This window comes from Micromonospora sp. NPDC005173, from assembly GCF_040608515.1.
Classification (GTDB): Bacteria; Actinomycetota; Actinomycetes; order Mycobacteriales; family Micromonosporaceae; genus Micromonospora.
The window spans coordinates 433,614-452,899 of record NZ_JBEXIK010000002.1; the positions used below are offsets into that span (position 1 = coordinate 433,614).

16 protein-coding genes are annotated in these 19,286 nt (G+C 73.4%); 7 read left to right on the forward strand and 9 right to left on the reverse strand.

The window, feature by feature from the left end; genetic code table 11:
• Window positions 1–38: 38 nt before the first annotated feature.
• The 6 genes from ABZV00_RS05075 to ABZV00_RS05100 are packed head-to-tail and all read left to right on the forward strand — an operon-like array spanning window position 39 to window position 8,544.
• On the forward strand, window positions 39–845 hold the full coding sequence (locus ABZV00_RS05075) for a TIGR03084 family metal-binding protein (RefSeq protein WP_355601950.1): 807 nt from the start codon (window positions 39–41) through the stop codon (window positions 843–845).
• Window positions 842–2,554, forward strand: a complete 1,713-nt coding sequence (locus ABZV00_RS05080) for an acyclic terpene utilization AtuA family protein (protein ID WP_355601952.1) — start codon at window positions 842–844, stop codon at window positions 2,552–2,554. Before ABZV00_RS05075 ends, ABZV00_RS05080 begins: the two co-directional genes overlap by 4 nt.
• Entirely contained in the window at window positions 2,551–3,747 is a 1,197-nt protein-coding gene (locus ABZV00_RS05085) for an acyl-CoA dehydrogenase family protein (protein ID WP_328421292.1), read from the forward strand. The genes ABZV00_RS05080 and ABZV00_RS05085 overlap by 4 nt, the downstream gene beginning before the upstream one ends.
• A complete protein-coding gene (locus ABZV00_RS05090; RefSeq protein WP_355601955.1) occupies window positions 3,744–5,345 on the forward strand; it encodes a carboxyl transferase domain-containing protein in 1,602 nt (533 codons plus the stop codon). The genes ABZV00_RS05085 and ABZV00_RS05090 overlap by 4 nt, the downstream gene beginning before the upstream one ends.
• Window positions 5,346–5,359: 14 nt before the next feature.
• The gene (locus ABZV00_RS05095; protein ID WP_355601957.1) at window positions 5,360–7,384 is read left to right on the forward strand and encodes a biotin carboxylase N-terminal domain-containing protein; all 2,025 of its coding nucleotides are present in this window, start codon (window positions 5,360–5,362) and stop codon (window positions 7,382–7,384) included.
• Window positions 7,381–8,544 (forward strand): acyl-CoA dehydrogenase, encoded by a 1,164-nt coding sequence (locus tag ABZV00_RS05100; protein WP_355601959.1) that lies wholly within the window; start codon window positions 7,381–7,383, stop codon window positions 8,542–8,544. Before ABZV00_RS05095 ends, ABZV00_RS05100 begins: the two co-directional genes overlap by 4 nt.
• 31 nt (window positions 8,545–8,575) lie before the next feature.
• Here the strand turns inward: ABZV00_RS05100 and ABZV00_RS05105 are convergent, their stop codons facing one another.
• Together ABZV00_RS05105 and ABZV00_RS05110 are read right to left on the reverse strand one after the other, a co-directional pair.
• Window positions 8,576–9,790: a hypothetical protein gene (locus ABZV00_RS05105; RefSeq protein ID WP_355601961.1), complete on the reverse strand. Its 1,215-nt coding sequence runs from the start codon at window positions 9,788–9,790 to the stop codon at window positions 8,576–8,578.
• The gene (locus ABZV00_RS05110; RefSeq protein WP_355601963.1) at window positions 9,787–10,728 is read right to left on the reverse strand and encodes a transporter substrate-binding domain-containing protein; all 942 of its coding nucleotides are present in this window, start codon (window positions 10,726–10,728) and stop codon (window positions 9,787–9,789) included. Before ABZV00_RS05110 ends, ABZV00_RS05105 begins: the two co-directional genes overlap by 4 nt.
• Window positions 10,729–10,899: 171 nt before the next feature.
• Here ABZV00_RS05110 and ABZV00_RS05115 point away from each other — a divergent pair, with 171 nt between their 5' ends.
• The gene (locus ABZV00_RS05115; RefSeq protein ID WP_355601965.1) at window positions 10,900–11,238 is read left to right on the forward strand and encodes a hypothetical protein; all 339 of its coding nucleotides are present in this window, start codon (window positions 10,900–10,902) and stop codon (window positions 11,236–11,238) included.
• On the opposite strand, the gene ABZV00_RS05120 is transcribed toward ABZV00_RS05115, so the two are convergent.
• From ABZV00_RS05120 to ABZV00_RS05150, 7 genes are all read right to left on the reverse strand, one after another.
• Window positions 11,225–12,724 carry a serine/threonine-protein kinase gene (locus tag ABZV00_RS05120; protein ID WP_355601967.1) on the reverse strand — a complete coding sequence of 500 codons (1,500 nt, stop codon included), beginning with the start codon at window positions 12,722–12,724 and terminating at the stop codon, window positions 11,225–11,227. The two genes, ABZV00_RS05115 and ABZV00_RS05120, sit on opposite strands and share 14 nt — an antisense overlap.
• 30 nt (window positions 12,725–12,754) lie before the next feature.
• On the reverse strand, window positions 12,755–13,267 hold the full coding sequence (locus tag ABZV00_RS05125) for a hypothetical protein (protein ID WP_355601969.1): 513 nt from the start codon (window positions 13,265–13,267) through the stop codon (window positions 12,755–12,757).
• Window positions 13,268–13,406: 139 nt separating this feature from the next.
• Window positions 13,407–17,027 (reverse strand): adenylate/guanylate cyclase domain-containing protein, encoded by a 3,621-nt coding sequence (locus ABZV00_RS05130; protein ID WP_355601971.1) that lies wholly within the window; start codon window positions 17,025–17,027, stop codon window positions 13,407–13,409.
• A complete protein-coding gene (locus ABZV00_RS05135) occupies window positions 17,024–17,860 on the reverse strand; it encodes an MBL fold metallo-hydrolase (RefSeq protein WP_355601973.1) in 837 nt (278 codons plus the stop codon). The genes ABZV00_RS05130 and ABZV00_RS05135 overlap by 4 nt, the downstream gene beginning before the upstream one ends.
• A 121-nt stretch (window positions 17,861–17,981) precedes the next feature.
• Window positions 17,982–18,443, reverse strand: a complete 462-nt coding sequence (locus ABZV00_RS05140; RefSeq protein ID WP_328421314.1) for a RidA family protein — start codon at window positions 18,441–18,443, stop codon at window positions 17,982–17,984.
• Complete coding sequence (locus ABZV00_RS05145; RefSeq protein ID WP_007466198.1) at window positions 18,440–18,595, reverse strand: DUF4177 domain-containing protein; 156 nt, start codon at window positions 18,593–18,595, stop codon at window positions 18,440–18,442. Before ABZV00_RS05145 ends, ABZV00_RS05140 begins: the two co-directional genes overlap by 4 nt.
• A gap of 44 nt (window positions 18,596–18,639) precedes the next feature.
• A complete protein-coding gene (locus tag ABZV00_RS05150) occupies window positions 18,640–19,119 on the reverse strand; it encodes a hypothetical protein (RefSeq protein WP_355601975.1) in 480 nt (159 codons plus the stop codon).
• Between the last annotated feature and the right edge of the window lie 167 nt (window positions 19,120–19,286).

The following is a 19,286-nucleotide window of genomic DNA, read 5'->3' on the forward strand; positions in this document are numbered from 1 at the left end:
CTGCCGCCCGCTGCCGGGCCGCCCTGACCGGAGGCACCATGGTCGACCTCAAGGATCTACTCGCGGATCTGGCCGACGAGTCCGATCAGCTGGACGCACTGGTGAGCCCGCTGCCGACGGTCGACTGGGCGCAGCCGACCCCCGCACCGAGCTGGAGCATCGGGCACCAGATCGCCCACCTCGCCTGGACCGACCACGTGGCGTTGCTGGCCGCCACCGACGCGGCGGCCTTCTTCGCGACGGTGACCGCCGCACCGGACCTGGCCCGGCTGGTCGACCACGGTGCGGAGCAGTTCCTCGCGCCACCGCCCGAGTTGCTCGCCCGGTGGCGCGCCGGCCGGACGGCCCTCGCCGCCGCGCTGGCCGCCGTCCCGGTCGGTGCGAAGCTGCCCTGGTACGGCACCCAAATGTCGGCCACCTCGATGGCGACCGCCCGGATCATGGAGACCTGGGCGCACGGCGAGGATGTGGCCGACGCGCTCGGCGTCGTCCGCCCCGCCAGCGACCGGCTCCGACACGTGGCGCACCTCGGCGTGCGTACCCTCGGGCACGGCTTCGCGGCGCACGGCCGGCCGGCACCGACGGCGCCGGTCCGGGTCGAGTTGACCGGGCCCGGCGGTGACACGTGGAGCTGGGGTCCGGCGGACGCCGCCGACCGGCTGACCGGTCCGGCCCGGGACTTCTGCCTCCTGGTCACCCAGCGCCGACACCGCGCCGACACCGCCCTGCTGGCCAGCGGCCCGGTCGTCGACGAGTGGCTCGACGTGGCACAGGCGTTCGCCGGCCCGCCGGGCGCTGGCCGCGACCCGTCCGCGCCCGCCGCTGGGAACGGAGTGCGGTCATGATCCGGATCGGCAACGCCTCCGGCTTCTACGGCGACCGGTTCACCGCTTGGCGGGAGATGCTCGACGGCGGCGAGCTGGACGTGCTGACCGGCGACTACCTGGCCGAGCTGACCATGCTGATCCTCGGTCGGGACCGGCTGCGCGACCCCAACCTCGGCTACGCGAAGACCTTCCTGCGGCAGCTGGAGACCTGCCTCGGCACCGCCCTCGACCGGGGGGTGCGGATCGTGACCAACGCCGGTGGGCTGAACCCCGCCGGCCTGGCTGCCGCCATCGAACGGCTCGCCGACCGGCTGGGCCTGCCGGCCCGGGTCGGGTACGTCGAGGGCGACACGATCGAGCGGCCCGACGCGCTGACCGCGAACGCCTACCTGGGGGCGTTCGGGATCGCCGCCTGCCTCGACGGCGGGGCGGACGTGGTGGTCACCGGCCGCGTCACCGACGCGTCGCTGGTGGTCGGCCCGGCCATCGCCCGGTACGGATGGAGCCGCGACGACCTGGACCAGTTGGCCGGGGCGACCGTCGCGGGGCACCTCATCGAGTGCGGCGCGCAGGTCACCGGGGGCAACTTCAGCTTCTTTACTGAGCTGCCCGACGGTGGGCGCCGGCCCGGCTTCCCGATCGCCGAGGTGTACCCGGACGGCTCCACGGTGCTGACCAAGCATCCGGGCACCGGCGGCGCGGTCACCGTGGAGACGGTCACCGCCCAACTGCTCTACGAGATCGGCGGGCCGGCGTACCTGGGGCCGGACGTGGTCACCCGGCTGGACACTGTGACGCTGCGACCCGACGGGCCGGACCGGGTCCTGGTCTCCGGCGTCCACGGCACCCCACCGCCGGCGACGCTGAAGGTGGGCGTCAACAACCTCGGTGGCTTCCGCAACTCGATGACCTTCGTGCTCTGCGGGCTGGACATCGAGGCGAAGGCAGCCCTGGTCCGCGGCCAGGTCGAGGAGGCGGTGGGCAAGGACGGGCTGGAGTTCGTGCTGGCCCGGACCGACCACCCGGACGCCGTCGACACCGAGGCGGCCAGCGCCCTGCTCCACGTACACCTGCACGACAGCGACCGGACGCGGGCCGGTCGGGCCTTCTCGGCCGCCGCCGTCGAACTGGCGCTGGCCTCCTACCCGGGCTGCACGCTGACCACCCTGCCGGGCGACGCCACACCGTACGGCGTCTTCACCGCCGACACCGCGCCGCAGGATGCTGTGTCGCACGTGGCGGTGCTGCCCGGCGGCGAACGGGTGCCGATCGCCCCACCGATCCGTACCGGCGCTCCGCCCGCGCCGGAGACCGAGACGTCACCGGGTGGCGGGGCGGCCGCGGTCGAGGGCCCGACCCGGCGGGGAGCCCTCGGCGAAGTGGTCGGCGCGCGCTCCGGGGACAAGGGCGGCGACGCCAACCTCGGCGTCTGGGCGCGCTCCGACGCCGGGTACGCCTGGCTGCGCGAGTGGTTGACCGTCGAACGGCTGGCGGAACTGCTGCCGGAGACCGATTCGCTGGCCGTGCATCGGTACGAGCTGCCGAACCTGCGCGCGGTCAACTTCGTGATCGAGGGACTGCTCGGGGCGGGGGTGGCCGCGTCCACCCGGTTCGACCCGCAGGCCAAGGCACTCGGTGAGCTGCTGCGCTCCCGGATCGTCGACCTGCCGGTCAACGTGCCGACCGGCCCGGCGGCATCGGCCGGCACGGGCGAGGAGACGCCATGAGCATCGTGGACACTCCGGAGCGGCGGCAACTGCGCGAGCTGACGCGCGCCTTCGTGACCCGCGAGGTGCTGCCGCACCTCGACGAGTGGGAACGCGCCGGTGAGGTGCCCCGGGCACTGCACGCCACCGCCGCGAAGCTCGGCCTGCTCGGCATCAGCTTCCCCGAGTCGGTCGGCGGCAGCGGCGGTGATCTGCTCGACTCGATCATCGTGACCGAGGAGCTGATCCGCTCCGGCGGCTCGTCCGGCCTGGTCGCAGCGCTGTTCACGCACGGCATCGCGTTGCCACACATGGTCGCGGCAGCCGGCGTCCACCCCGGCGGCTCGCTGGGCGGCCGGCTCGGCGGCACGACGACGCCCGGCGCCGACGACCTGGTCGAGCGGTACGTCCGGCCCACCCTGGCCGGCACGATGATCGGCGCGCTGGCGATCACCGAGCCGGACGGCGGCTCGGACGTGGCCGGGATCCGCACCACCGCCCGCCGCGACGGCGACCACTACGTGGTGAACGGGTCGAAGACCTACATCACCAGCGGGCACCGGGCCGACTTCGTGACCACGGCGGTCTGCACCGAATTTCCGGGTAGCGGCGAACTCACCCTGCTGGTGATCGACAAGGGCACGCCCGGCTTCACCGTGGGCCGCCGGTTGGAGAAGCTCGGCTGGCACTGCTCCGACACCGCCGAGCTCTCCTTCGTGGACGTACGGGTGCCGGTGGCGAACCGGATCGGCGCGGAGAACACCGGCTTCCTGGCGATCATGCAGCACTTCGCGGCGGAGCGGCTCTCGCTGGCCACCCAGGCGTACGCCACCGCGCAGCGCTGTGTCGAGCTGGCCGTGCGCTGGTGCCGGGACCGGGAGACCTTCGGGCGCCCGCTGGCCAGCCGGCAGTTGGTCCGGCACCGGCTGGCCGAGATGCACACCCGCGCCGAGGCGGCCCGGTCGTACGTGCACGAGGTGGCCGCGCGGGTGGCGGCCGGGGAGCCGGTGGTGACCGAGGTGGCGATGGCCAAAAACATGGCGGTGGCCGCCTGCGACCAGGTCGTCGACCAGGCGTTGCAGTTGCACGGCGGCTTCGGCTACCTCCGCGACGCCGAGGTGGAGCGGCACTACCGGGACGCCCGGATCCTCGGCATCGGCGGCGGCACCACCGAGATCATGAATGAGATCATCGCGAAGGGGATGGGGCTGTGAGCATTCTGGACAGTGCGATCGACCCGTCCGCACCGGGGCCAACGGCGAACCGGGCGGCGCTGCTGGACCGGCTGACCGAACTGGACGCCGCGCTGGACCAGGCCCGGGCCGGTGGCGGCGAGAAGTCCGTGACCCGGCACCACTCCCGCGGCAAGCTGCTTCCCCGGGAGCGGATCGAGCTGCTGGTGGACGCCGACAGCCCGTTCCTGGAGCTGTCGCCGGTCGCCGCGTTCGGCACGGACTTCCCGGTCGGTGCCAGCGTGGTCACCGGCATCGGGGTGGTCGAGGGCGTGGAGTGCCTGATCATCGCCAACGACCCGACGGTACGTGGCGGCGCCGTCAACCCGTGGTCGCTGGCGAAGACCCGGCGGGCCGGCGAGATCGCGCTGGCCAACCGGCTACCGATGGTCAACCTGGTCGAGTCGGCCGGGGCGGACCTGCCGACCCAGGCGGAGATCTTCATCCCGGGCGGTCGGGTGTTCCGCGACCTGACCCGGCTCTCCGCGGCGGGCATCCCCACGGTCAGCGTGGTCTTCGGCAACGCCACGGCCGGTGGCGCGTACGTGCCGGGGATGTCCGACCACGTGATCATGATCCGGGACCGTTCGCAGGTCTACCTGGCCGGGCCGCCCCTGGTGAAGATGGCGACCGGTGAGGTCACCGACGACGAGTCGCTGGGCGGGGCGACGATGCACGCCGGCACGTCCGGGCTCGCCGACTACCTGGCCGAGGACGAGCGGGACGGCATCCGGCTGGCCCGGCAGTGTGTCCGCCGTTTGAACTGGCGCAAGCAGGGCCCGCCGCCGCGTACGGCCGTCCCGCAGCCGCCGAAGTACGACCCGGAGGAGTTGCTCGGCATCGCCAGCGCCGACCTCAAGGTGCCGTTCGACCCGCGTGAGGTGCTGGCCCGGATCCTGGACGGCAGCGACTTCGACGAGTTCAAGCCGGCGTACGGGGATGCGCTGGTCACCGGCTGGGGCGAGCTGCACGGTTACCCGGTGGGCGTGCTGGCCAACGCCCGGGGGGTGCTGTTCAGCGAGGAGGCGCAGAAGGCGGCGCAGTTCATCCAGCTCGCGAACGTCGCCGACACCCCGCTGATCTTCCTGCAGAACACCACCGGCTACATGGTCGGCACCGAGTACGAGCAGCGCGGCATCATCAAGCACGGCGCATTGATGATCAACGCGGTCTCCAACTCGACGGTGCCGCACCTGACGGTGAACCTCGGTGCCTCGTACGGGGCCGGCAACTACGGCATGTGCGGCCGGGCGTACGAGCCGAGGTTCCTGTTCACCTGGCCGAACGCGAAGTCGGCGGTGATGGGCCCGGCGCAGCTCGCCGGGGTGCTCTCCATCGTGGCTCGGCAGGCCGCCGCCGCCCGGGGGCGCGACTACGACGAGGAGTCCGACGCGGCGATGCGGATGATGGTCGAGCAGCAGATCGAGTCGCAGTCCGGCGCGCTCTTCCTCTCCGGCCGGCTCTACGACGACGGGGTGATCGACCCTCGGGACACCCGGACCGTCCTCGGGCTCTGCCTGTCGGCGATCCACAACGGGCCGGTGAAGGGCGCTGATGGCTTCGGCGTCTTCCGGATGTAGGGGGCGGAACCAATATGATCAACCGACTTCTGGTGGCCAACCGGGGGGAGATCGCGCGTCGGGTCTTCGCGACCTGCCGAGCGCTCGGCGTGGAGACGGTCGCCGTGCACTCGGACGCGGACGCCGCGGCGCCGTTCGTCCTGGAGGCCGACCAGGCGGTGAGGCTGCCGGGGAACACGCCGGCCGAGACGTACCTGCGGGTCGACCTGATCCTGGACGCGGCCCACCGCAGCGGCGCGGACGCCGTCCACCCGGGCTACGGCTTCCTGGCCGAGAACGCCGAGTTCGCGGCGGCGGTGACCGACGCCGGGCTGACCTGGGTCGGGCCGCCGGCAAAGGTGATCGGCGCGATGGGCGACAAGTTGGCGGCGAAGGCGCTGCTCGCCGACGCGGGCGTGCCGATGCTGCCCAGCTGGACCGACACCGACGAGATCACCGACTTCCCGGTGCTGGTGAAGGCGTCCGCCGGTGGCGGTGGGCGCGGGATGCGGATCGTCCGGGACGCCGCCGGGCTGGCCGAGGCCGTCGCCTCGGCGCGCCGCGAGGCCGCTGCGGCGTTCGGCGACGGCACGGTCTTCATCGAGCGGTACGTCGAACGCGGCCGGCACGTCGAGGTGCAGATCTTCGGCGACACCCAGGGTCGGGTGGTCGCCCTCGGCGACCGGGAGTGCTCGATCCAGCGCCGGCACCAGAAGATCGTCGAGGAGGCGCCGGCGGTCGTGCCGGCGGAGGTGCGGACGGCTTTGCACGAGGCGGCGGTGGCCGCTGGTCGTGCGGTCGACTACCTGGGCACCGGCACGGTGGAGTTCCTGCTCGCCCCGGGCGGAGAGTTCTTCTTCCTGGAGATGAACACCCGGCTCCAGGTGGAGCACCCGGTCACCGAGCTGTGCACCGGGCTGGATCTGGTCGGGCTGCAACTGCTCGTCGCCGAGGGTGAGCCGCTGCCTGCGGCGCTGCCGGCCAGCACCGGCCACGCGATCGAGGTACGCCTCTGCGCCGAGGACGCCGCAGCGAGTTGGCGGCCGGCCACCGGCACCCTGCACCGGTTCGCGGTCCCCGGTGTGGTCACCGAGTTCGGCGCGCTGGCCGGGCCGGGGCTGCGGCTCGACTCGGGGGTGGTGGCCGGCTCGGTGGTCGGCGTGCACTACGACTCGATGCTCGCGAAGCTGGTCGCGTGGGGCCGGACCCGGGCCGAGGCGACCCGACTGCTGGCCACCGCGCTGGCCCGGGCCGAGCTGCACGGGTTGACGACCAACCGGGATCTGCTGGTCCGCGTGCTGCGCAGCCCCGCATTCGCCGCCGTGGAGATCGACACCGGATTCCTGGACCGGCACCCGGAGGTCTTCACCTCGCTGCTCCCCGCCAACCGGCTCCCGCTGGCCGCTCTCGCGGCGGCGCTCGCCTCGGCCGCCGGCCGTCGCGTCGATTCCCGGGTGCTCACCGGCCTGCCGTCGGGCTGGCGCAACGTGCCCGCCGTTCCGCAGGTCACCCGCTTCGCCGGGGCGGACGGCGAGATCGAGGTCCGCTACCGACTGGACCGCACGGGCGGGCTCGCCGAGTGGTCCACCGACCCCGTCGCCGATCGCGTCGTGGCACTGGTCGAGGCCGCCCCGGGCCGGGTGGTGCTCGACGTCGACGGCGTGCGGCACGCGTACGGCGTACACCGGGTGGGGTCGGCGGTCTTCGTGGACGGCCCGGACGGGGCGGCGAGCCTGACCGAGCTGCCGCGTTTCCCGTTGCCCACCGCGGAGTTGGCCGCCGGGTCGCTGCTCGCGCCGCTGCCCGGCGCGGTAACCCGGGTGCACGTCCAGGTCGGCCAACGGGTCGCGGCCGGCGATCCGCTGCTCACCCTGGAAGCGATGAAGTTGGAACATCCCGTGCTCGCCCCGACCGACGGTGTCGTCGCCGAACTGCCGGTGCCGGCCGGCGGTCAGGTGCGCACCGGCGCCGTGCTGGCCGTTATCGACAACTCCAGCTCGGTGCGCCTTGCGCCGCACCTCGACCTGGAGCAGTCGAACCCCGAGGAGGACCCCCGATGACCTTCGACCTCACCCCCGAGCAGGACCAGCTGCGCGACGCCGTGCGGGCGTTGGGCCGCCGGTACGGCCACGGCTACTTCGTCGAGAAGGCTAAGGCCGGCGAGCACACCACCGAGCTGTGGACCGAGGCCGGCCAGCTCGGCTACCTGGGGGTCAACATCCCCACCGAGTACGGCGGCGGGGGCGGCGGCATCACCGAGCTGGCCATCGTCTGCGAGGAGTTGGCGGCGGCCGGCTGTCCGTTGCTGCTGCTGGTGGTCTCCCCGGCCATCGCGGCCACCATCCTCAGCCGGCACGGCACCGAGGAGCAGCGCAAGCGGCACCTGCCCGGCCTCGCCGACGGCTCCCAGAAGATCGTCTTCGCGATCACCGAGCCGGAGGCCGGCTCCAACTTCCACCGCCTCGGCACGGTGGCCCGCCGCGACGGCGACGGGTGGCTCCTCTCCGGCCGCAAGTGCTACATCTCCGGCGTCGACGAGGCGGACCACGTGCTGGTGGTGGCCCGTACCGAGGACGCGGCGACCGGAAAGCTCAAGCCGGCGCTGTTCCTCGTGCCGACGGACGCGGCCGGGCTGACCCGGTCCAAGCTGGACATGGAGATCCTGTCCCCGGAGAACCAGTTCCTCCTCTACCTGGACGACGTGCGACTGCCCGGCGACGCGTTGGTCGGCGAGTCGCTGGATGCCGGCCTGCCGGCGCTCTTCGCGGGGCTCAACCCGGAGCGGATCACCGTGGCCGCGATGGGCGCCGGCACCGGCCGGTACGCCATCGAGCGGGCCAGCGAGTACACCGCCACCCGCAAGGTGTGGGGTGGTCGGACCATCGGCTCCCACCAGGCGGTGTCGCACCCGCTGGCGCACGCGGCGGTACAGGTGGAACTGGCCCGACTGATGATCCAGAAGGCGGCCACCCTGTACGACGCCGGCCGCGACCTGGAGGCCGGGGTGGCCGGCAACATGGCCAAGTACGCCTCCGGGGAGGCCGCCGCGCTCGCCGTGGACACCGCCGTCCAGGCGCTCGGCGGGGCCGGCATGACCACCGAGTACGGGGTGGCCACCCTGCTCGGCGCGGTTCGGGCCGGCCGGATCGCCCCGGTCAGCCGGGAGATGATCCTCAACTTCGTCGCCCAGCACGTCCTCGGCCAGGACAAGTCCTACTGACCCGCCCCACCACGAGCCACAGCGGCAGCATTCAACCGGGAGTGCGGCAGGCGGCGTCGATGCGGTGCACCGGTCGGACGCGGCGGCCCAGCCCCTCCAGCAGCGAGTCCTCGACGTGGAAGTCGTGGATGCGCAGCCGGTGTCGGGGGAGCTCCTCCTCGCTCGGGCAGAGCACCTGGGCGCGTACCAGGTCGACCGGGACGTACCGCACGCCGCCCTGCTCCTGAAGGATCACCATGTTGACGTCGTCGGTGGTGACCACGTGCCCGCGAACGTCCTCGGTGGGGCCGTTCTCCGCGCCCACCGTGGTGACGGTCAGCGGCAGCACCGGCGTGCTGATCACCGGCAGCGCGGCCCAGACCAGCATGGCCAGCACCGCCACCTCGGTCACCGACGCCAGCGGCCGGATCACCATCCCGGGCAGCGGCCCGGCGATGAATAGTGCCAGCAACGGCGGCACCACGATGAGCGCCAGCACCGGCCGCTCGCCCCCCTGGTCCACCGCGTCGCGCAGCGTGGGCAGCACCAGCCAGCCGTACCCGGCGAGCAGCGCGACGATCAGCAACACTCGTGGCGCGACCCGCTCGTGCAGCCGGCCGGGGCGGAGCTGGAACGCGGCCACGAACGCCGGCAACAGCAGCGGAAGGTAGAGCAGCGGCCAGGTGATCAGGGCGAGCAGGAAACTTGCCAGCACCACCCAGGCCGGGGTGATGTCGACCCAGCGCGCGAAGAGCGGCCGACGACGGGTGGCCGGCGGGAGTCGATCCGCGCTGACGGCCAGCACCGCGCCGAGCGCGAAGACGGCGACCATGCCGGTGGAGAGCAGCCGGGCCGCCGTGGTCAGGAAGCCGGCCAGCAGGTTGACCGGCCCGACGTTCGCCACCAGCAGCAGCGTGGTCTGGAGTTCGCCGCCCGCCTCCACCCCGAGGCGGAGAACCGAGAAGATCGCCGGTACGCCCACCACGGCGGTCCAGAACGACTGGCTGGCGCGGGCGCGCCGCTCCGCCGGGTCCCACCGGACCCGCCCGGGCTCGACGTCGGCGACGACCGGCTCGGCGGGTTCGGCGGCCGGCACGCCGACCGGCCAGTCGACGCCACCCACGGCGCCAGCGGCCGAACCGTCGACAGCCGAGGACGCGGCAGCCTCCGTACCGTCGATGCTCGGCGACGCGGCGGCGCCCGGCACGGACGTGCGGGGCGGCGGGACCGGGCCGTCGCCGCCGGTGGCGGTCGCCGCCGTGCTCACTTCGCGGGCGCCTTGTCGTCGAAGTCGACCAGCTTTGGCACCTCCAGCGGCTGCGGCTGGCGCTTCTCGGCCTTCAGCCACGGGCCCAGAGTCCTGTTGTACGCGGTCTGCCAGGGACTTGCCTCCTCGTCCCGCCCCTGCTGGTAGCTCTTCTGTAGGAAGAACGCAACCAGGTCGCGCAGTGCCGGGTCGCCGATCGGCACACCGACGCCCAGCAACTCGCTGGTGCCGAACGGCAGGTCGACGATCTCGAACTCCTTCGGGTGACGGGCCAGGAAGCCGGCGAGGATCGTCTCGTCGGAGCTGACCGCGTCGTAGCGGCCTGCCCGGATGCCGGCGACGCAGTCACCAACGGTCTTCACGACCAAGGCCCTGACCTGGTGACTTTCCAGCTCGGCCTCGGAGGTGGAGCCGCCGCTGGTACAGATCTTGTAGTCCGGGTTACGAAGGTCCTCAATGGTGCTGATCTTGCCCCTCAGCCGGGTCGGCACCATCACCTCCTGGGTGGTGACGAAGTACGGCCCGGCGAAGCTCACGACCTCCTTGCGCTTCTCGGTCATGGAGAAGCTGGACACCACGAGGTCTACCGTGCCGCCCTGCAGCGCCGGGATCCGCTCCTCGGTGGCCACCGGAATGAACTCCAGCCGCTGGTCCCCCTCGTAGCCGAGGGAGGCGGCGACGTACCGGGCGATCTCGACGTCGAAACCGACGTGTTGGCCGTTTCGCAACTCACCCATGAGCGGCTCGTTCGTGGCGACACCGATGCGCAGCTTCGACTGGCCGTAGATGCGTGTCTCGCGCATCTTCTCCTGCACGGACGGCAGGTCCGGCTCCTGACGGCTGTCGCACCCGGCGGCGGCGGCCAGGGTGAGGGTCAGGGCGACCGCCAACGTCGTCGCGATCGAGCGGAGCCGGGACTGCGAACTGCCTGAGTTCATGGGCGACCTCGCTGCCGAAAGAGCCTGCGGGACACCGAGAGTAGCGGCTCCTGCCCATTGCGTGTGCGCACCGATCGGGTCAGTCCAGCCAAGCCGATCGATCGACTCGGAGCGACGCGCCGGTCGGCTCTCTGCGGTTGACAGCCGGCCCGGCCGCGACATGCTGGAGGGGTGAGCCGACTGTCCAGGCCCGATGCGCGGATCGTAGCGGTGGTCGCGGCGCTGGGAGCCCTCGCGCCGCTGGTCATGCTGGTCGTCTGGCGCCGCCAGGATCTTCTCGGCGTGGTCCTCGCGCTGCTCTGTGTCCTGCTGACCATGGTCGCCGGGGTGGCCGTCTCCGCCGCCCGACAGGGCGACGACCCGGAGCCGGCGGACCGGCCGGCCGCCGGGCCGCCGGAGTTAATGCCGTACGGGCTGGACGCGGACACCCTCGACGCCCTGGACAGCCGGGACGCGTTGCGTGCGGTGCATGAACGGCGGCGCGGGCCGGGCGGGCTCAGCGACCGGTGAGGGTGGGCGCGGTGAGCGCGTCCACGCCCCGCCCGGCCAGGCACCGGTAGGTCCGGTCGATGCTGCCGTCCACCGGCGGCAGCACCTCCAGGTGCCAGCCGGCCGACTCGGTGATCCCGGTGGTCAACCGGAACGTGGTCGCACTGCACACCTTGCCTACCGGCTCGGCGGCGACCACGTCGTCGTATTCGGCGCCGATCAGCGACACCGGCAGGAGGCCCTCGGCGTACGTCTCCCAGGTGTGCCGCCCGGCGCAGGGGACCCGGACCGCCTCGGCACGGGTGCCGCGGATCCGCACCGGGCCGAAGCACTCCAGCTCGGGCAGGCATCGTGCGCCGTCCGGCAGGGCGGTCTGCGCGCCGGCGGCGGTGGTGCAGCCGGGCAGTGGCCCGGTCGCTGGCGCGGCGGCCCGACTCACCGACGGGGTCGGGCTGGGCGGCTGCGGGCTGCTGGCCACCAGGGCTCCGGCGGTTGCCGAGGCAGCGAGCGCGAGAACCCCGGCGCCGCCGAGGAACCAGCGCCGCAGGGAGCGCCGCCCGCCGGGAGCCGTTGGGTGGGCGTCCTCGACCGGAGGGCGGGGTACGGGCTGGCCGGTGGCGTACGGGCCGGAGTGGGTCGGGCCGCCGCTGACCGGGGCGCCGCTGACGGGTGCCGACGGCGAGCCGAGCGGCAGGCTGGCGAGCAGTTCGTGCAGTTCGAGGGCGGAGGGCCGGTCGGCCGGGTCGTTGGCCATGCCGACGCGCAGCACGTCGATCAGCTCGTCCGGCACGCCGGGCAGGGTGGGGACCGGCTGGTTGAACATCTCCAGCACGGTGACCAGGCTGGGGTTGCGCTCGGACTGCCAGCGCGGCGGCCGGCCGTGCATCACCGCGTAGAGGGTGGCGCAGAGCGCGTACACGTCGACGGCCGGCGACGGCGGGCTGTGGCTGAACATCTCCGGCGGCGCGTACGCCGGCGTGAGCACCTCCAGGGTGACCGAGGCGTCCCGATGCTCCGCGAGCACGGCCAGCCCGAAGTCGGCGAGTACCGCCGAGTTGAAGGGCGAGTAGAGGATGTTCGCCGGCTTGACGTCGCGGTGCAGCACGCCGGCCGCGTGCGAGTGGGCAAGCGCGTCAGCGATCTTGAGGCCGAGGTCGCGAGCCTCGATCGGGCCCAGCGGCGACGTGCGCATGCGCTCGGCGTACGACCCGTCGCAGAGTTCCATGATCAGGTAGGGGTGCTGGTCGATGGTGACCCCGACGTCGAAGAGGTCCACCACGTGCGGGTGCGACGACATCCGCCCGGCCGCCCGCGCCTCACGAAGAAAACGGGCCTGGTCGCGCTCGCTGTCCAGCGTGCGGTTCTCCACCTTGACGGCGACCTCACGCCCCACCGAGATCTGGGTGGCCTGGTAGACGGTCGCGTAACCGCCCCGGGCAAAGACCCGCAAATCGGTCAGACCGGGCACGATCGGCACTGGCAAGCCGCCAGTCGGGGTGTCGGTCACTGCTCGAAAATACCCAACCCGGCCAGTCGCTCAGCGCACCGCGTCCGCCGGAGCGGCGCCGGCAGCGCCGGGACCGTCCCCGGCGTCGCCCGCCGGCAAGGCCGGGTCGGTGCCGTCGGGCGTCGCGTCGATGCCGACCGGCGCGCCCCTGCGGGCGTCGAGGCGCAGGCCGACGGCGGTGGCCAGTGCGCCCAGCCCCTCCCAGGCGGCCACCCCGAAGAACCGGTCGGGGGCGATGTCGGCCAGCACGGCGATGGTGAACACGGTGAAGGTGACCAGACGGAAGACCACCGTGAACCGGTAGAAGGCCCGCCACTCGGTGACCGTGGCGAGCAGGTAGTAGACCCCCATGTTGAACGACGCCATCGAGGACGCCAGCAGGAACGTGCCAGTGTGGTCACCGGCGGAGCGAGTGGTCGGCACGTCCAACCCGAGCATGCGCAGCAGCGCCTCCGGCCAGAGCAGCCCGAGCACGCCCATCACCAGCGCCAACACGCCGAAGACAGCGATTGTCCAGCCCGCGGCGGAACGCGGCAACTTCATGAAGGGCCTCCCCAGGCGCGGCGACGATCACCTGTGGACCACCGCACGGTGTTGACACGCTAGCCGCTCGCCCCGACCAACCACATCCCCGGAACCGTCAAAACCGGATCGGGTCCCGGCAGCCGGCGGACCGCTGCGGCTAGACGGCGGCGAGCCGCGCGCGCAGGGCGTCGGCGGCGGCGCGTTCGCTGCGCTGCTCGGTCGCGTATGCCAGCCGAACCGCCTCGTCCGCACTGGCCAGTGCCTCCGCCGGGTGACCGCACGCGGCCAGCGCCTCGGCCAGCACACTGGCCGCGATCACCTGACTACGCACGTCCTCGGCCGGCGCGGCGACCGCCCGCCGGGCCCAGTCCAGCGCCTGGTCCCGCTGACCGTGGGCGAGCAGCGCCGACGCGTACCGGGCCATCGCCTGGCGGCGGGAGAAGAGCAGCGAGGGTGCGGTCACGGCTGCGGTGGCCACCGGGGCGAGCAGGCCGACCGCGGTCGCCGGGTCGCCGGCGGCCAACCGGGCGGTGGCCAGCAGCACCCGGGGTGCCACCTGCGCCGGGGCCTGCGGGTTGTGCGGCTCGACGGCGGTCAGCACCGCGCGGGCGGCCTGCTCGGCGGTCTCGCAGTCGCCCATGTCCAGCGCCACGAAGCCACGCAGCGTCCCGGCCATCCCGGTGAGCAGCGGGTGCGAGGTCAGCTCGGCGTACGCCACGGCGTCGGTGAGCAGGTCGGCCGCGTGCTCCGGCTCGCCCAGCCCGCGCGCCACCACGGCCCGGACCACCAGCGCGAACCCGCGCCCCCAGTCGTCGGAGGCGGCCGCGAACTCGCGATACGCCCGCCGGGCCTCCCGATCCGCCTCGGCCAGGTCGCCCAGTTCGGCCGTGGCGAACGCCGCCACCGCGCGCAGCGTGCCCACCGCCCACGCCTCCCCGACCCGCTCGCCGAAGGGCAGGAAGACCTGCGCCATCCGACACGCCTCCCGCAGCCGGCCTGCGAGCAGCCGGGCGAAAGCCGTGGTGCCCCGCAGCCAGGCCCGCCCGTACGGGTCCTTCAGCTCGGCGAAGAGTCGGGCGGCCCGGCCGAGCACCGCGTCGGTGCCGGCGAAGTCGCCCCGGGTGGTGGTCACCCAGGCCAGGTTCTGCAACGACCAGGCCTGCCCGCGCCGGTCCTGCGCGCCGAGGCTGACCTGGTACGCAGCGGCCAACCGGCTGCTCGCCTGGCTCAGCCGCCCGGCCACGAAGTCGGCCATGCCGAGCCGGCGCATCGCGGAGGCGCGCAGCGTGGGCAGCCCGGCGGCAGTGGCCACCTGCAACGCCTCCTGCCAGGCGACCACCGCCCGGCCCTGGTCACCGACGGTCTGCTGAGCCTGCCCGGCGAGCAGCAGGGCGCTGACCCGGATCGCCTCGTCCCCGGCGTTCGCGGCAATCTTCTCGGCGAAGGCGAGGGCGTCGACGACCCGACCGATCTGGAGCAGCGCCCGGGCATGCACCACCCGGTCGGCCGCCGGCACCCCGTCGCGGGCCAGTTCGGTGGCGCGCTCCGCGTACTCCACGGCCAGCGCCGGCTCGCCCGCCGACAGTGACCGGCGGGCGGCCCGGCCGAGCGCGGCGACCCCGAGCGGGACCACCGCGCGGGCCGACGCGTCCGGACGCAGCTTCACCGCGTCGGCGAGCCTGGCGGCCCGCTCGACGTGCGTCGCCACGAAGTCGTCCCGGGCCTCCTCGTTGAACCCGCCCGGCCCGCCGGCCGCCGTCTCGTCCCCCGGCGCCGCCCAGCGCGCCAGCGCGGCATGCCGCTCGGCCAGCTCCGCCTTGCTCACCCCGGCGTACGCGGCCTCCCGCATCAACGGGGTGGCGAACGCGTAGCCGGTACGGGTGCGGTGCAGCATCCGCCGTTGCAGCAGCTCCTCGACGGCTCGGTCGAGCTCGACGGCGACCACCGCCGAGGGTCGGCCGTCGCGGCCGGCCCGCTGGTCGCGCAGCGCCTCCAGCGCACCGGTCGGGACCGTGTCACCGACGACCGCGGCGTCGCGCAGCACAGAGCGGGCGTCCGGCGGCAGCGCGTCGATGCGTGCCGCGAGCACGGCGGCGAGGTCCCGGGAGAGCAACCGGCTGCCCAGCGAGCCGGGCACGAGCCGCCAGCCGGCCGTCGAGCCCTGGTCCCGCTCTCCGGGTGCGCCCCGGTTGCCGCGCCCTGGTTCCACCGTGGTGAGCGCTCCGCGCTCGATCAGCAGGGTGACCAGCTCGGCCAGGTAGAACGGGTTGCCCTGGGCGGTGGCCAGCAGCCGGTCCGTGTCGGCCTGCGGCAGCTTGCCGCCGCTGAGGTAACTGGTGAGCAGTCGAGCGGCATCGGCGCCGCGCAGCGGCGGCAGGGAGTGCACCTCGGCGTCCGCGACCCGGGTCAGCGCGCCGGCGGTACGGACCAGCTCGGGGCGGCCGAGCAGCAGCACCAGCACCGGGCCGGTGAGTCGGGACAGGGTCAGCCCGAGAGCGCGGATCGTCTCGGCGGTGGCGTCGTGCAGGTCGTCCACCACGATCACCAGCGGCGCCTCCATGGCGAGCCCACTGAGCAGGTCGGCGACCGCGTTCGGCACCGCCTCGGCGTCGGCCGCCGGCGCGCCCGCGCTGCCCCACTCGCCGTTGTCGGTGCCGCCGTGGGCGGGAAGGTCGGCATAGCCGAGCAGGGCGAGCACTTGATCGGTGACGATCGGCGGCTGCTCACTGCCGGCCCGGGCCAGGCGCTGGCCGAGCCGGCGCAGCCGCTCCTCGACCGCTGGCCGGGTCAACGCGGTGGCCGCGTCACTGGGCAGGCCGACGGCGGCGCGGACCAGGTCGGCCAGCGGCGCGAGCCGGCGCCGCTCACCGAAGGCGGCGCAGCGCACCGAGAGGACCCGGGCACCGGTGTGCGCGGCGTACCGGCCGGCGCCCACGTCGTACCCGGCGGCGAGGCGTTCCACCTCGGCGGCGAACCGGGACTTGCCGATGCCCGCCTCGGCGGTCATCAGCAGCACCCTCGGGTCACCCTGGTCGATCACCTCGGCGAGCCGCCCGGCGACCCGGCCGATCTCGGTCTCCCGGCCCACGTAGGGCGCCTCGTCGCCGAGGCCGGACCGGGTGCCCGGCGCGTCCAGCAGACCCAGCAGCTCGTACGCCTCGACCGGCTCGCGCTTGCCCTTGAGCCGCAGCGGGCGCAGCGCCCGCCAGGAGGCGACGTGCCGGGTGGCGGCGGCGGTCCGCGCGCCGGCGTAGACGGCACCGACCGCGGCGGCGTCGGCCAGCCGGGCGGCGGTGTTCACCGTGTCCCCGATGACCGTGTACTCGATGGCGGCCTGGATGCCCGCGATGACGTCGCCGGTGTTCAGCCCGACCCGCAGCCCGAGCGGCGCACCGCCGCCCCGCTCGTCGTCGAGCACCCGGCGGACCGCCCGCTGCATCGACAGGGCGGCCCGGACCGCGCGTTCGGCGTCATCCTCGTGCGCCACCGGGGCGCCGAAGACCGCCATGATCCCGTCACCGGTCAGCTTGTCGACGTGTCCGCCGAAGGTCTTCACCGCGCCGGCGAGGGCGGCGAGCACCCGGTCGGTGACCGCACCGACCCGTTCCGGGTCAAGATCCTCGGACCAGGAGGTGAAATCGGAAAGGTCCCCGAAGAGCACGGTGACCACCCGGCGCTCGGCCGCCGGCAACGTCGCGGCGGCCGGCAGCGCGGCACCGCAATTGTGGCAGAACCGGGCACCGGGAACGGCGACGGTTCCACACACGGGGCAGGTCACGTGTGTTCCAACCCACTGACCCCCGGCTCAGATTCCCCGGTGGCGACCCCCAGGTACTCCAACTGGGCGCGGACCGACCACTCGGCGGCCCACCAGAGCGAGCGGTCCACGTCGGCGTAGACCTTCGCGACCACCTCGGCGGGGGTTCCGGCACCGGCGGTGACCGCCGCCCGCACCTGGTCAAGCCGGGCCCGACGGTGGGCGAGATAGAAGTCGGCCGCCGCAGCGCAGTCGGCCAGCGCCGGGCCGTGCCCGGGCAGCGCCGGGATCCCCCGGTACGCGGACAGCAACTCCAGGCTGGTCAGGTAGTCGCCGAGGTGCCCGTCCGGGTGGGCCACCACCGTGGTGCCCCGGCCGAGGATGGTGTCACCGGTGAGCACCACCCGCTCGTCGCCGTACTCGACGTGCAGGCAGACCGAGTCGGCGGTGTGCCCGGGGGTGCGTACCGGTCGCACCGCCAGACCGGGGAGGTCCAGTGGCTCGGGCCGGGCGGCCAGCGGCTCGGCGCCGATGCTGTGTGCCAGGTCGACGGCGCGTACCGGCACCCCACCGAGCAACTCGCTCAACCGGGCGGAGCCCTCGGTGTGGTCGGGGTGGCCGTGGGTGATCAGGATCAGCCCGACCGGGCCGGTCGCGGCGATCCGGGTCAGGTGTCCCTCGTCCGCCGGCCCCGGGTCGACCACGACGCCGTACTCCGCCGCCGGGGCGCGCAGCACCCAGGTGTTGGTGCCGTCGAGGGTCATCGGGCCAGGGTTCGGCGCGCGCAGCAGCGTCACCCAGCTCGGCAGCTCGTCGGCGAGGGCCGCCGCCGGCGCCGTCACGTGCCCGCTCATGGCTGCGATCGTACGACCCCGCCCGCCACACCCCGCGATCATGCACGTTCGGTCCCTGATTCATCCCTGTTCAGGGCTTTCATCCGGGCCGGAAGTGCATGGTCGCGGGGGTGGCGACGCGTCAGGCGACCTCGACGATGAGTTCGATCTCCACCGGGGCGTCGAGGGGGAGTTCGGCAACCCCCACGGCGCTGCGGGCGTGACGGCCGGCCTCACCGAAGACGGTGCCCAACAGGTCGGAGGCACCGTTGATCACGGCCGGCTGGCCGGTGAACCCGGGCGCGGAGGCCACGAAACCGGTCAGCTTGACCACCTTGACGACATTCTCCAGGCCGACCAGCGAGTCGACCGCGGCCAACGCGTTCAGCCCACACCGCTGGGCCAGGTCCTTCGCCTGCTCGGCGGAGATTCCGGCGCCGACCTTGCCGGTGGCCAGCAGCTTCCCCTCGGCGATCGGCAGTTGGCCGGAGACGTACACGTGCTGCCCGGACTGCACGGCCGGCACGTAGCTGGCCACCGGCGGCACCACCTCGGGCAGTTCGAGCCCCAGCTCGGCGAGCTTCGCGTGCGGGCCGTTGCTCATGCCTTGGGCCGCTTCAGGTACGCGACCAGCTGGTCCGGGTTCGGCCCGGGGACCACGGCGACGAGCTCCCACCCGTCCTCGCCCCAGTTGTCGAGGATCTGCTTGGTCGCATGGACCAGCAGCGGGACCGTGGAGTATTCCCACTTCTGCATCGCTGGAGGGCTCCCTCTCGGTGCGGACTTCTTCGAGGCACAGCCTACGGTCCGCTGGCCGAGTGAGGTGCGGGACGCTGCTCCGGCGCGGCCGGCAGCTCTCCGCAGGGTCCCTCGTGCTCGTACATCTGAGGGCAGCGGGACCGGTCGGGCAGCAGCAGGTCGCAGAAGACCCGGTGCCGGTTGTTCTGGTCGTCGGCGTTGGACACGGTGGTCTCGCCGGCGTTCAGCTCCGGCAGAAAGCCCAGGGACACCGCGACCCGACCGGCCAGCGTGGTCGCCGCCGCCAGGTCGGGCACCCGGATCGGCAGGTGGATGACGAAGCCCGGCTCGTCGTCATCCCGGGCCCGCCCGACGGGGCGACTCGGCGCCCGCGCCGCCTCCGTCGACTCCGGCACCCGGCGGTACGACCGCTCGTTGACCGGCAGACTGCCGACCGGTGCGTCGGCCTCGCCGACGGACCCGGGCCTGCGCGGCCGGTTGTTCGGGAACTGGGTGCGAGGAACATTGTCCGCGTCGCGCATGTACTGCCTCCGGGTCGTACCTCTCGGATCACACTTCCGGTCCGAACCATCCGTCCGTTCCGGCCCCCGCACCGGGACGAAGGTAGGTCCCGAGCCTCAGTCCCGCCAACAGGACGCGCACGATCGATCACCCCGAGTCACATATACGACACCTCCCAGGTAGGAAG

Bases quoted from the DNA above. Each gene is read 5' to 3' on its own strand.
- ABZV00_RS05075 (WP_355601950.1), top strand. From the start codon at position 39: ATGGTCGACCTCAAGGATCTACTCGCGGATCTGGCCGACGAGTCCGAT.
- ABZV00_RS05080 (WP_355601952.1), top strand. From the start codon at position 842: ATGATCCGGATCGGCAACGCCTCCGGCTTCTACGGCGACCGGTTCACC.
- ABZV00_RS05085 (WP_328421292.1), top strand. From the start codon at position 2,551: ATGAGCATCGTGGACACTCCGGAGCGGCGGCAACTGCGCGAGCTGACG.
- ABZV00_RS05095 (WP_355601957.1), top strand. From the start codon at position 5,360: ATGATCAACCGACTTCTGGTGGCCAACCGGGGGGAGATCGCGCGTCGG.
- ABZV00_RS05100 (WP_355601959.1), top strand. From the start codon at position 7,381: ATGACCTTCGACCTCACCCCCGAGCAGGACCAGCTGCGCGACGCCGTG.
- ABZV00_RS05110 (WP_355601963.1), bottom strand. From the start codon at position 10,728: ATGAACTCAGGCAGTTCGCAGTCCCGGCTCCGCTCGATCGCGACGACG.
- ABZV00_RS05125 (WP_355601969.1), bottom strand. From the start codon at position 13,267: ATGAAGTTGCCGCGTTCCGCCGCGGGCTGGACAATCGCTGTCTTCGGC.
- ABZV00_RS05135 (WP_355601973.1), bottom strand. From the start codon at position 17,860: ATGAGCGGGCACGTGACGGCGCCGGCGGCGGCCCTCGCCGACGAGCTG.
- ABZV00_RS05140 (WP_328421314.1), bottom strand. From the start codon at position 18,443: ATGAGCAACGGCCCGCACGCGAAGCTCGCCGAGCTGGGGCTCGAACTG.
- ABZV00_RS05145 (WP_007466198.1), bottom strand. From the start codon at position 18,595: ATGCAGAAGTGGGAATACTCCACGGTCCCGCTGCTGGTCCATGCGACC.
- ABZV00_RS05150 (WP_355601975.1), bottom strand. From the start codon at position 19,119: ATGCGCGACGCGGACAATGTTCCTCGCACCCAGTTCCCGAACAACCGG.